The following is a 12736-nucleotide window of genomic DNA, read 5'->3' as shown; positions in this document are numbered from 1 at the left end:
ATGACCATCGAAGTTAAAAACATCAACAAGCGTTTCGGCGATTTCGTCGCCCTCAACAATGTGTCGCTGGATTTCCCGCAGGGCGAACTGACCGCGCTGCTGGGACCATCCGGCTGCGGCAAGACCACGCTGCTGCGCATCATCGCCGGCCTCGAACATCCGGACTCGGGCCAGGTGCTGTTGGACGACAATGACGCCTCGCACCGCCACGTGCGCGAGCGCCAGGTCGGCTTTGTGTTCCAGCATTACGCGCTGTTCAAGCACATGACGGTGTTCGAGAACGTCGCCTTCGGCCTGCGCGTCAAGCCGCGCGCCGAGCGGCCGTCGGAAGACCAGATCCGCCGCAAGGTCAAGGAGCTGCTGGAACTGGTGCAGCTGGACTGGCTGGCCGACCGCTATCCGCCGCAGCTGTCGGGCGGCCAGCGTCAGCGCATCGCGCTGGCGCGCGCGCTGGCGGTCGAGCCGCGCGTGCTGTTGCTGGACGAGCCGTTCGGCGCGCTGGACGCCAAGGTGCGCAAGGAGCTGCGCCGCTGGCTGCGTCGCCTGCACGACGACCTGCACGTGACGTCGATCTTCGTCACCCACGACCAGGAAGAAGCGCTGGAAGTGGCCGACCAGGTGGTGTTGATGAACAAGGGTAACGTCGAGCAGATCGGCGCGCCGGACGAGGTCTACAACCATCCGGCCTCGCCGTTCGTGTACGGCTTCCTCGGCAATGTAAATATGTTCCACGGCCGCGTGCAGGACGGCATCCTGGCCAGCGGCGACGCTTCCTTCACCGTGCCGGGCCAGCCTTCGGCCGACGGCAAGGGCACCGCCTACGTGCGTCCGCACGACCTGGAGATCGACCGCTATTCGCCTGGCGCGGAAGGCATCGTCGTCAAGCTGCGCCACGCGCACGCGATCGGCCCGCTGGCCCAGCTGGACCTGGAGCGCAGCGATACCGCCGAGCTGATCGAAGCGGTGATGTCGAATGAACGTTATAGCCAACTGCAATTGAAAGAAGGCGAAACCCTGGTAGTGCGTCCCAAGCGCCTGCGTGTATTTGTTGATGGCGGAGCATCCATATGAATTTCCAACAACTGCGGTCCATCCGCGAAGCCGCCCGGCGCGGCTACAACCTGACCGAAGTGGCGAACGCGCTGTTCACCTCGCAGCCCGGCGTCAGTCGCCAGATCCGCGAGTTGGAGGACGAACTGGGCGTGGTGATTTTCGAGCGCAACGGCAAGCGCCTGACCGGCATGACCGAGCCGGGCAAGGGCATCCTGAAGATCATCGAGCGCCTGCTGATCGAGGCGGAAAACCTGCAGCAGGCCAGCCTGGAATACACCGGCCAGCAAAGCGGCACCCTGAGCGTGGCGGCCACCCACACGCAGGCCCGCTACGCGCTGCCCAAAGTGGTGCAGAGCTTCCGCACGGCTTACCCCGACGTGCGCATCGCCTTGCAGCAGAGCGCGCCCGAGCACATCGCCGAATGGATTTTGTCCGGCAAGACCGACATCGGCATCGCCACCGAGGGCCTGTCGCAATTCCCCGACCTGGTGTCTTTCCCTTGCTACCGCTGGAGCCATTTGATCGTGGTGCCGGACGGCCACCCACTGCTGGCGCGCTCGCCGATCCGCTTGGAAGACCTGGCAGAGTTCCCGCTGATCACCTACGACGTCGGCTTCACCGGCCGCGGCCATATCGACGCGGCGTTCGAACGCGCCGGCGTCAAGCCCGACATCGTGCTGACGGCGATGGATTCGGACGTCATCAAGCAGTATGTGGCGCTGGGCCTGGGCGTGGGCATCGTCGCCTCGATGGCCTTCGATCACGGCCGCGACAAGGGCATGCGCGCGGTGGAGGCGTCGCATCTGTTCGCGCAAAACACCACGCGGCTGGCGGTGCGGCGCGGCGCTTATCTGCGCTCCTACGCCTACCACTTCATCCGGGAATTCGCGCCCGACCTGACCCGCGCCGATATCGACGCGGCCTTGAGCGGCGGGGAATTGAGCTGATGCGGCTGCTGCCGCCCAGCTGTGGCGGCCAGCTAACAGTCGGCTAATTTTTTCCATCAGGCACGGCTGATTGAATCTATACTAAAAATCAAAACTAGCTTGCAGCAACCAAGAATTTAAGTCCGTTGGTCTTACTCTGGGGAGCATGTGATGGGTATCGGTAACTGGAAGATAGGCGTCCGGCTTGCTGCCGGGCTGGGCGTGTCGATGGTGTTCATGGTCGGCATTTCGGTGATCGGCATAGGCAATCTTGGCAAGTTGAATAACAACACCCAGGATCTCGCGGCCGACAAGATACCCAAGGTCATCTTGGGCTACGAAACGATAGGTGGCCTCAATGACGTGGCGCGCGCCATGCGCAACGCCATGTTGTCCAGGGACCCCGAGGTCGTCAAGTCGGAGCTGGCGCGGGTCGAGCAACGCAAGGCCGACAACGCCACCCGCCTCGACAAGCTGGCCGTGCTGGTCGCCGATGACGAGGACCCGCAGAGCAAGGCCAAGCTGCAGGCGGTGCTGGAAGCGCGCGACAAATACACGGTGGTGCAAACCGCCTTCCTCAAGATGTCGGCCGACGACAGCAAGCGCGAAGAGTCGGTCAGCTATCTGCTGACTTCGGTACGCAAGGAACAGACCGCCTACCTGAATGCGCTGACCGAGCTGGTCAAATTCCAGAACGGGGCGATCGAGGACGCCAGCACGGTGGCACAGCAAGCCTATGCCAATTCGCGCAATATGATGATCTTGCTGACGGTGGTCGCCACCGCGTTGGCCTCGTGGGTGCTGTACTGGATCACGCGCAGCATCACGCAGCCGCTGAACCGCGCCGTCGGCATGGCGCAGGCGGTGGCCGGCGGCGATCTCACCATGCAGATGGAATGCGACACCACCGATGAAACCGGACAGCTGCTGCGCGCGCTGATCGACATGAACGACAGCCTGGCGCGCACCGTCGGCCAGGTGCGCTCGGGTACGGATACCATCGCCACCGCTTCCAATCAGATCGCCAGCGGCAACCTGGATTTGTCCAGCCGCACCGAGCAGCAGGCATCCAGCCTGGAGGAGACCGCGTCCTCGATGGAGGAATTGACGTCGACCGTGACGCAGAACGCCGAGAACGCGCGCCAGGCCACCAAGCTGGTGGTGGCGGCGTCGGACTTCGCCACCAAGGGCGGGCAGGTGGTCGGCCAGGTGGTGACGACGATGGGCGCGATCAAGGAAAGCTCCGGCAAGATTGTCGACATCATCAGCGTCATTGATGGCATCGCGTTCCAGACCAACATCCTGGCCCTGAACGCGGCGGTGGAAGCGGCGCGCGCCGGCGAGCAGGGACGTGGCTTCGCGGTGGTGGCCTCGGAGGTGCGGACGCTGGCCCAGCGTTCGGCCAACGCCGCCAAGGAAATCAAGGAGTTGATCGCGCGTTCGGTGGAGACGGTGGACGCCGGATCGCTGCTGGTCGACGAGGCCGGTGCGACGATGGACGGCATTGTCAAGGCGGTCAAGCAGGTGGCGGACATCATGACGGAAATCAGCGCCGCCAGCAGCGAGCAGAGCACGGGGATAGAACAGGTCAACCAGGCCATCGTCTCGATCGACGATGTGACGCAGCAGAACGCCGCGCTGGTGGAAGAGGCCGCCGCGGCCGCGCAAAGCATGCGCGACCAGGCGGACTTGCTGGCGCAGGCGGTCAGCGTGTTCAAGCTGGCGGGACAGCCGTCGCATGCGACGCCGTCCCGCAAGCGGACCTTGCTGGCCGTCCCGGCCTAGATCACCAGCTGTAGCCGGCCTTGGCGTAGTAGTAGCGGCCGTTGAAGCCGTTCGGCGCGAAGCCGCTGTACGGATTGATGCCGTTGTTGTTGAGGTTGCCCGCCGACGTGACCTGGTCGGGATAGCGATTGGTCACGTTGTCGATGCCCGCGCTCAGGCGCCAGTTCTTGTTGAGCTTGACGCTGCCCGACAGATCCAGCACCCACTGCGGATCGTAGACCTGGTCCAGCGTGGCGTTATTCTGCGGCACGGTGAAGCTGCCGTAGCGCGTCACCACGCCGCGCGCGCCCCAGGCGCCGAGCGACCAGTCGGTCGCCAGGCTGAGCTTGTCCTTCGGCGAACCGACGGTCAGGCGGTTGATGGTCTGGCGGTCGATCAGGGTCAGGCCGTTGGTGGTCAGGATGGCCGGGTTGGCGTTCACGTGCTCCAGCGAGTTCTTGTTGTGGTTGTAGGCCGCGGTGAAGTCGTAGCGGCCCGCGCCGGTGGTCTCCCAACGGTAGGTGCTGACCACGTCGACGCCGGTGGTGCGGGTATCGATGGCGTTGGTGAAGTAGCGGCCGGCGCCCACCAGGATGCCCTGCTTGGCCAGCGCCGCCTGCAAGGCCGGCGACAAGGTCATGTTGGCCGACAGCGCCACGCGGTCGTCGATGTCGATGCGGTAGGCGTCGACCGAGGTGTTCCAGTTGCGGGTCGGCGACCACTGCACGCCGAGGCTGTAGTTGCGGGCTTTCTCGGCCTTCAGCTGGGTCGCGCCCAGCGCCGACGCGGCGGCGCTGCCGACGGCGAAGGTGCCGGTCTCGATCGGCGTGTTGACATTGTTCACCACCGAGAAGTTGGTGGTGGTGATGGTGTAGAACTGCTGCGCCAGCGACGGCGCGCGGAAGCCCGACGAGGCGGTGCCGCGCAGCGAGAAGTCCGGGGTGAACGCGTAGCGCGCCGAGCCCTTGGCCGAGGTGGTGCTGCCGAAGTCGCTGTAGCGCTCATGGCGCAGCGCGCCCGAGGCCGAGAACTGCTTGGTGATTTCCGCTTCCAGGTTGGCGTAGATCGATTCGTTGTGGCGGCTGTTGCTGCCGGCGTTGATCGGACGGAAGCCGGAGAAGCCCTGCGCGCCGGAGCCGATGTAGGAGGCTTCGTCGCCGGCGCCAATCTCGTATTTCTCGTGGCGCGCCTCGACGCCCAGCGCCACCGTCAGCGGGCCGCTGAAGGCCGCCACCGGATATTCCTTGGCGACGTCGAAGTTGAACAGCTGCTGCGTGTTCTTCAGCTTGCCGGCGTAGAAGTGGGTCGGGCTGGCGGCGTTCAACGACTGGTTGACGGTGTGGTCCAGGTCCAGCTGGAACTCGTTGCTGCCGTAGTTCAGGCTGGCGTCCCAGCGCCATCCGCCCGCTTCGCCGCGCAGGCCGGTGACCAGCGCGGTGTCGGTCGATTCGCTGTTTTCCAGCGGCAGGAAACCTTCCGGGTACAGCGGCGTGCGCTGCGCCGTGCCGTTCAGCGCGGTGCGCCAGGTGGCTGCCGCCGAGGTGTTGCGCTGGCCATAGTTGGCGAAGGCATACCAGTCGATGTCGTCGTTGATGCGGTACTGGCTGTTGACGAACACGGTGCGCGGACGGGTTTCCGGATCGCCGAAGCGCTGGTTGACCTTGCCGTAACGCGGCTCGGCCGGGTTGCGCAGGTCGGGGCCGGCGCGGTTGGTCGGATCGCGGTCGGACGCCTCCAGCGCCACCCGCACCCAGCCCTGGTCGCCCAGGTTGAAGCCGGTCGAGCCGCGCACGGTGATGGCCTTGCCGTCGCGCTTCTGGTACTCGCCGAAGCCCACTTCGGCCTCGCCGCCGGCCGCGCCTTTTTTCAGGATGATGTTGATCACGCCGGCGATCGCGTCCGAGCCGTACTGGGCGGCCGCGCCGTCGCGCAGCACCTCGATGTGGTCGATGGCCGCCAGCGGAATCGCGTTCAGGTCCACCGGCGCCGAGCCGCGGCCCTGGGTGCCGTTGACGTTGACCACCGCCGTGGTGTGGCGGCGCTTGCCATTGACCAGCACCAGCGTCTGGTCCGGCGACAGGCCGCGCAGTTGCGCTGGGCGCACAGCGTCGCTGGCGTCGGCGCCGGACGGGCGCGGGAAGTTCATCGACGGCAGCAGACGGCCCAGCACGGTGGCCAGTTCGCTCGAACCGCTGGCCTGCAATTCCTTGGCGCCGATGACGTCGACCGGCGATTCGGAGTCGATGGTGCGGCGGTTCTTGGCATAGGTGCCGGTGACGACCACGGACTGCAATTCACCGTCGGCCACGGCTTGCTGGGCGAAGGCGGGGATGACGACGGTAGCGATCAGGCTGCTGAGCAGGAGGGGACGGACAAGCGGGCGGGCGATGCGGCGTGTGCTCATGTGACGGTCTTTCTACGTTGGTGATGAGGAAAGCTTACCAGTGCGCAAAGTTGCTGCACACGAATGGTTACGTCTAATGATATTCAAGATTTGGATAACGTGCAGGGGAGTGTTGTTTAAAAGCGCGGGGGGCAAGTCTGACATTCGGACACGAGCTCTGCCATAACGCGAGATTACGGCAGAGCTCGTGTCCGAATGTCAGACTGACCCCCGAGGGTTTATTGACCTGGATTGGGGATGGCGGCGTGGATGGTGTCCACTTGCGCCAGTACTTCGGGCGGCAGTTGCAGGCCGTAGGCGTCGATGTTTTCCTTCAGCTGCGCCAGGTTGGTGGCGCCGATGATGGTCGAGGCCACGAACCAGCGCGAGTAGCACCACGCCAGCGCCAGCTGGGTCGGCGTGATGCCGTTGGCGCGCGCCAGCTCGGCGTATTGCGCCACGGCCGACACCACCGTCGGCCGCAGGTAGCGCGGGCTCCAGCTCACCGGGAACAGGGTCAGCCGCCCCTTGGTTGTCGGATCGTCGTGGTACTTGGCCGTCAACTGCCCGAAGGCCAGCGGGCTGTAGGCCAGCAGACTGACGTTTTCACGGAAGCAGGTCTCGTCCAGCAGGCTGGTCTCGAAATGGCGCGCGGTCAGGTTGTACAGGTTCTGGATGCTGGCGATGCGCGGCAGGCCCTGCATCTCGGATTGCTTGATGAACTCGTTCACGCCCCAGCACGATTCATTCGATACGCCGATGGCGCCGATCTTGCCTTCCTTGATCAGCGCGCCCAGCGCGGCCAGCGTTTCCTCGATCGCCACGCATTCGCGCTCCAGCTTGGGATTGAAGGCGTTGGAGCCGAACACCGGCACGTTGCGGCTGGGCCAGTGCAATTGGTATAAATCGATATGGTCGGTTTGCAGCCGCTGCAGGCTGGTCTCGACCGCCGCGCGCAGATTGGGGGCGTCGAAGTTCTGCTGGCCGCCGCGCACCCAGCTGATGTGCGGGCTGGGTCCGGCGGCCTTGGTGGCCAGCACCACCTTGCTGCGCGCGCCGCTCTTCTTCAGCCAGCTGCCGATGTAGCGCTCGGTCGAACCCTGGGTTTCCGCGCGCGGCATCACCGGATACATTTCCGCCGTGTCGATGAAGTTGACGCCGCGCTCCAGCGCATAGTCCAGCTGGCTGTGCGCGTCGGCTTCGGTGTTCTGCTCGCCGAAAGTCATCGTGCCCAGGCAGATCTTGCTGACGCTCAGGTCGCTGGTACCAAGTTGTGTCTGCTGCATGCCGCCTCCTTATTTGCCGCGTACGGCGTCCGCGCAATCGCGCACCAGCGCCGGGCCCGCGTAGATCAGGCCACTATACAGCTGCACCAGTTGCGCGCCGCATTCCATTTTGACCTTGGCATCGGCGCCGCGCATGATGCCGCCCACGCCGATGATGGGCAACGCATCGCCCAGCTCGGCCTTGAGCAGGCGGATCACCGTGTTGGACAACTCGAACACCGGCGCGCCCGACAGGCCGCCCGCCTCGGCGCCGTGCAGCATGCCGGTGACGGCGTCGCGGCTGAGCGTGGTGTTGGTGGCGATCACACCGTCGATCTTGTGGCGCAGCAGCGCGTCGGCGATGTTCTTGACCTGGTCGCCGTCCATGTCCGGCGCGATCTTCAGCGCCAGCGGCACGTAGCGCTTGTGCTGGTCGGCCAGGCGCAGCTGGGCTTCCTTCAAGGTGCCGAGCAGGCCGTCCAGTTCCGAGCCGCCTTGCAGCTGGCGCAGGTTCTTGGTGTTGGGCGACGAGATGTTGACCGTCACATAGCTGGCGTAAGGGTAGACTTTTTCCAGGCAGTGCAGGTAGTCGTCGGTGGCGCGTTCGATCGGGGTGTTGGCGTTCTTGCCGATGTTCAGGCCCAGCACGCCGGCCTTGTCCTGGTAGAAGCGCGACGATTGCACATTGGCGACAAAGGCGTCGACGCCGCCGTTGTTGAAACCCATGCGGTTGATGATGGCTTGCGCGTCCGGCAGGCGGAACATGCGTGGCTTGGGGTTGCCCGGCTGCGCGCGCGGCGTCACGGTGCCCACCTCGATCGAGCCGAAGCCCAGGTCGGCCAGCGCGTCGATGTAGGCGCCGTCCTTGTCCAGGCCGGCGGCCAGGCCGACCGGGTTCTTGAACGTAATGCCCATCACGGTGCGCGGGTCGGCCTTGGGCTGCTTGACCAGCTTGGTCAGGCCCAGGGCGGCGGCGCGCTTGAGCGCGGGAAGGGTGAAATGGTGGGCGGCTTCGGCGTCCATCGAAAACAGCAGCGGACGGGCCAGCGAGTACAGGAATTTTTCGGACATGGGGGAGCTCTTGTTGTAGTTCCCCGTATTTTATCAGGCGTCCAGCACGCTCCACACGCCGCGCATGCGCGCCTCGAGCGGCTTGAAGTTGGTTTTGTAGGACATCTTGGGACTTTCCTTGATCCAGTAGCCCAGGTAGACATAGGGCAGCTTCAACTCGCGCGCCTGGGCGATCTGCCATAAAACGTTGAAGGTGCCGTAGGAAGCGCCTTCGATGTCGGGATCGAAGAAGGTGTAGACCGACGACAGGCCGTCCGACAGCACGTCGATGATGCTGACCATGCGCAGCGTGCCGTCGGGCTCGCGAAACTCCACCAGCCGCGTGTTGACCCGGCTTTGCAGCAGGAATTGCGCGTACTGGTCGCGGCTGTCCTGGTCCATGCCGCCGCCGGCGTGGCGCTTGCTCTGGTAGCGCAGGTAGAGGTCGTAGTGCTCGTCCGAGAACGACAGCGTGGCCACGCCCGCCGTCAGATTGCCATGCCTGGCCCGGGCACGGCGCTGGCCGCGGTTGGGGCTGAACTGCTCGGCCACCACCCGCACCGGGATGCAGGCCTGGCAGCCGTCGCAATACGGGCGGTAGGTGAAGATGCCGCTGCGGCGGAAGCCGTTCTTGACCAGCTCGGAGTAGACGTCGGCGTTGATCAGGTGCGAAGGGGTAGCCACCTGCGAACGCGCCTGGCGCGCGTCCAGATAGCTGCAAGGGTAGGGCGCCGTGGTGTAAAACTGCAGCGTCGCGAAAGGCAGATCGTTCAGGTGCGTCATGCACGTCCTATCGAGGGCGGGTGGTTTAGACCTATGATAGCGCCAAGTCTACCAAGGCGCTTGTCACCTTTAGCTTAACTGTCCGCAGCCAGTGGTGCAATGGGTTCCCACACGGTGATCTGAGGCAATTCAATAGTGTTGCGCAGATGCGCCAGGAATTGCGCGCGGGGAATCGGGGCGGCGCCCAGCGAGGCCAGGTGGCCGGTCTCCTGTTGGCAATCGATCATCTTTACACCGTGCTGGCGCAGGAAGCGCACCAGGTAGGCCAGCGCGATCTTGGAACCGTCGGTGACGCGGGCGAACATCGATTCGCCATAGAACATGCGGCCGATCGACACGCCGTAGGCGCCGCCGACCAGCTGGCCGTCCAGCCACAGCTCGGCCGAGTGGGCGTATCCCAGCCGGTGCAGGCCGGTGTAGCCGGCGATGATGTCTTCCGAAATCCAGGTGCCGGGGCCGTCCCGGCGCGGCGCGGCGCAGGCCCGCATCACCGGCTCGAAGGCGCTGTCGAAGCGCACCTGCCAGCGGCCGCCGGCGGCCATCTCGCGCTCGACCTTGCGCAGGGTTTTCTTCAGGCTGTCCGAGATGCGGAACTGGTCGGTCATCAGCACCATGCGCGGATCGGTGCTCCACCACAGGATGGGCTGGCCTTCGGAAAACCAGGGGAAGATGCCGTTGCGGTAGGCCATCAGCAGCCGCTGCGGCGACAGGTCGGCGCCGGCCGCCAGCAGGCCGGGCGCATCGCTGGTCAGCGCCTGGGCGACGTCGGGGAAGGGGCTATCGGTTTCCAGCCATGGGATCATAGGGACAGCGTCACGTAATCAGAGGTCGGAACGCATGTTGCGGGTGATGTCCTGGGTGTGGAAGCCGTAGTCGCCGCCTTCGCGCATTCTGGCGCGGTCGGCGAAGAACAGTTCCAGCGTGGTGCGGATGGTGGGGAAGGCCAAGTCGTCCCACGGAATCTCCGCTTCGCTGAACAGTTGCACTTCCAGGCTTTCCTCGCCGGGGGCGAACTCCAGGTCCAGCAGCGTGGCCAGGTAGAACATATGGACCTGGTGCACGCGCGCCACGTTCAGCAGCGAGAACAGCTGGCCCAGCTCAATATTGGCGCCGGCTTCTTCCTGGGTTTCGCGGATGGCGCCCTCGGCGGTGGTTTCATTGTTTTCCATGAAGCCGGCCGGCAGCGTCCAGTAGCCGTGGCGTGGCTCGATCGCGCGTTTGCACAGCAACACTTTCAGTTCGCCGTCGCGTTCCCACACGGGGATGGAGCCCAGCACCATTTTCGGGTTCTGGTAATGGATGGTGGCGCAGTTGCCGCACACATAGCGCGGGCGGTTGTCGCCGGCCGGGACGGCCAGGCTGACGGGGGAGGCGCATTCGGAACAGAATTTCATAGAGGATAGCTCAGTCGGTAAGTAGGCTCACTTTGGCTACTTTACACCGATTGAAGCCGGTGCGGCATGACCTATGCCTATAGGTAACTGCATATATGCGGACTATCGCAGCCGATTTCAGGATAAATATTGCCTAAACCAATGAACTGCCCTATAATAACTACATACAGACGCGGGGTGGAGCAGTCTGGCAGCTCGTCGGGCTCATAACCCGAAGGTCACAGGTTCAAATCCTGTCCCCGCAACCAAATTTGAGAGCCGTTGATACCGCGAGGTATCAACGGCTTTTTCGTTTCCGCGACTGCAACATCCCCCTTTCCCTATAATTGACGTTCTTGTGGGGAGTGTTTTCATGCGAAAAATCCGACTGACCTCCATTCTTACCTTCTTGTCCATGCTGGCACTGGTACTGCTGCTGGCGGTGCTGAGCGCCTACTGCGGCGTGGGCGCCATTCCCGGCCTGGGGGATTTCAGGGGCGTGGCCGTCAGCGCGGCTGCGCTGCTGCTGGTCTATCTGTACGGACTGCTCATATTTCGACTTTTCTTGTGGGCGCAGCCCCTGCATGACGGCAATATCGAATTCGGTTCCCGGCAGGAGTTCATCTATCAGGTCTATGTCTTGTTTTACCTGATACTGTTCAACTCCTTGATACGCGGCGGAATTATTCCTATCCCCATCATGCGGCTGATCTATCTTGCGCTGGGCGCCCGCCTGGGCGCCAATACCTACAGCTCCGGCATCATCTATGATCCCTCGTTTGTGACGATAGGCGCCAACAGCGTGGTCGGCGAGACGGCCTTGCTGGTGCCGCATGTGATCGAGGGCGATACCTTGGGCCATTATTTCATCACGATAGGCGACCACGTGACGATAGGCGCGCACGCGGTGGTCTTGTCCGGCGTGACGATAGGCGATAACGCGATCGTGGCAGCCAATTCGCTGGTGGCCAAGGGCACGCGCATCGGCAGCGGCGAAGTGTGGGGCGGCAGCCCGGCACGCCGCCTGAAATAAAACCGGCGATAAAAAAAAGGCCGGCGCCCTGAGGCGCCGGCCGGTATCGATTGCCAGCCCTGACGACCGACTATTTCTTCTGCTCGCGGCGACGGCCCAGCGAACCCATGCCGAAGATGCCGGCGGCAACCAGTGCCAGGGTGGCTGGCTCGGGCACCGGTGTGAACGGCTGTGCGCCGTCGATATTCAACACGAATTGCGAGTCCGTGTTCGGACCGGTCGGGATGCCATTGACCAGCAGGGGGCGCGTGAAGGCCGGCGCGTCGGGGCCGGGGAAATTGAGCGTGGAGTCGAACCGGGTACCGGCCAGGGCTGGCGAGACATAGGCCGCGTTGGTGAACGAGACCGTGCCGATCAAAGTCGCCGAACCAACGCCGGTGGCGCCGGGCGTGCCGGACGTGCCGGTTGCGAGGAAGGTCGACAGCTCCGAATTCCAGGTGCCGGCAAGCATCAGCGCACCATCGGTAAAGCCGGTGCCGGCCGCTTGATTGGCATCGGGCGTGTTATCGAAATAGATCGACCAGTTGCTGCTGGTGGCGGGGGTGAAGGTGATCGCCACCGAGGTGCAACCTGCGGTAAGGCAGGTGGCCCGTTCGTGCAGGGTGGCCACCGTGGTCAGCTCATAGGTGCCGATGGCGGGGCCGGGCGCCCCCACACGCAGATCCGGCGTCGCCGAGGTGGTGCTGATGGCTGCGGCAAAGGCTTGATACGTCAGCGTGAAATCGACGAAATCGCCGACATGGTTGGCGGGGGTGAGGGTGAATCCCTGGACCAGGCCCGCGCCGTTCTGATGCCAGTCTATCCCCGTGAAGTTCTGCAGCACGCCGTCGCCGCCCAAAGGCGAAGGGGCGCCGGGTTCGCCTGGGTTGCCGCCGATGAGCACATTGGCGGCGCTGGTGGTGTTGAGCGTGGTCGCCTGGGCTGCGCCGGCCGCAACTAGCGCTCCCAGCAGAGCGCCTAGTATGACTGATTTTTTCATTTTGTTTCCTTCCGTGATGATTGGAGTACCGCTACGCTAGGGTGGGGTTTCAATACCGTGCCGACCAGTTGGAGTCAGCTATCCACTACTAAGCAAATGCCAAGCCATGATCGAAGGAGACGCTAAG

Annotated in this window: 11 protein-coding genes and 1 tRNA gene; 5 read left to right on the top strand and 7 right to left on the bottom strand. The window is 64.1% G+C overall.

Going from position 1 to position 12736, the window contains the following annotated elements:
* From AC07OK_RS17000 to AC07OK_RS16990, 3 genes are all read left to right on the top strand, one after another.
* The gene (locus tag AC07OK_RS17000) at positions 1-1071 is read left to right on the top strand and encodes a sulfate/molybdate ABC transporter ATP-binding protein (RefSeq protein WP_494691418.1); all 1071 of its coding nucleotides are present in this window, start codon (positions 1-3) and stop codon (positions 1069-1071) included.
* Entirely contained in the window at positions 1068-2000 is a 933-nt protein-coding gene (locus AC07OK_RS16995; RefSeq protein WP_494691417.1) for a CysB family HTH-type transcriptional regulator, read from the top strand. Before AC07OK_RS17000 ends, AC07OK_RS16995 begins: the two co-directional genes overlap by 4 nt.
* Before the next feature lie 150 nt (positions 2001-2150).
* Complete coding sequence (locus tag AC07OK_RS16990; protein WP_494691416.1) at positions 2151-3764, top strand: methyl-accepting chemotaxis protein; 1614 nt, start codon at positions 2151-2153, stop codon at positions 3762-3764.
* Between the two features lies 1 nt (position 3765).
* Here the strand turns inward: AC07OK_RS16990 and AC07OK_RS16985 are convergent, their stop codons facing one another.
* From AC07OK_RS16985 to AC07OK_RS16960, 6 genes are all read right to left on the bottom strand, one after another.
* A complete protein-coding gene (locus tag AC07OK_RS16985) occupies positions 3766-6147 on the bottom strand; it encodes a TonB-dependent receptor plug domain-containing protein (protein WP_494691415.1) in 2382 nt (793 codons plus the stop codon).
* Positions 6148-6365: 218 nt separating this feature from the next.
* Positions 6366-7412, bottom strand: coding sequence for an aldo/keto reductase (locus AC07OK_RS16980; protein ID WP_494691414.1), 1047 nt, complete (start codon positions 7410-7412; stop codon positions 6366-6368).
* 9 nt (positions 7413-7421) lie between these two features.
* A complete protein-coding gene (locus tag AC07OK_RS16975) occupies positions 7422-8462 on the bottom strand; it encodes a quinone-dependent dihydroorotate dehydrogenase (protein ID WP_494691413.1) in 1041 nt (346 codons plus the stop codon).
* A gap of 33 nt (positions 8463-8495) precedes the next feature.
* Positions 8496-9224, bottom strand: a complete 729-nt coding sequence (locus tag AC07OK_RS16970; RefSeq protein WP_494691412.1) for an arginyltransferase — start codon at positions 9222-9224, stop codon at positions 8496-8498.
* A 74-nt stretch (positions 9225-9298) separates the two neighbouring features.
* Positions 9299-10027 (bottom strand): leucyl/phenylalanyl-tRNA--protein transferase, encoded by a 729-nt coding sequence (aat, locus tag AC07OK_RS16965; RefSeq protein WP_494691411.1) that lies wholly within the window; start codon positions 10025-10027, stop codon positions 9299-9301.
* 18 nt (positions 10028-10045) lie between these two features.
* Positions 10046-10618, bottom strand: coding sequence for an NUDIX hydrolase (locus AC07OK_RS16960; RefSeq protein WP_494691410.1), 573 nt, complete (start codon positions 10616-10618; stop codon positions 10046-10048).
* A gap of 171 nt (positions 10619-10789) precedes the next feature.
* Here AC07OK_RS16960 and AC07OK_RS16955 point away from each other — a divergent pair.
* A tRNA-Met gene (locus tag AC07OK_RS16955) sits at positions 10790-10866 on the top strand.
* A gap of 104 nt (positions 10867-10970) precedes the next feature.
* A complete protein-coding gene (locus tag AC07OK_RS16950; protein WP_494691409.1) occupies positions 10971-11630 on the top strand; it encodes an acyltransferase in 660 nt (219 codons plus the stop codon).
* 70 nt (positions 11631-11700) lie between these two features.
* Here the strand turns inward: AC07OK_RS16950 and pepA are convergent, their stop codons facing one another.
* Complete coding sequence (gene pepA / locus AC07OK_RS16945) at positions 11701-12609, bottom strand: flocculation-associated PEP-CTERM protein PepA (protein ID WP_494691408.1); 909 nt, start codon at positions 12607-12609, stop codon at positions 11701-11703.
* Positions 12610-12736 lie beyond the last annotated feature (127 nt).

Source organism: Duganella sp. GW821-FHT07G03 (assembly GCF_059418605.1).
The sequence above is the reverse complement of the archived record's forward strand: the minus strand, read 5'-3'. Positions and strand labels throughout refer to the sequence as shown.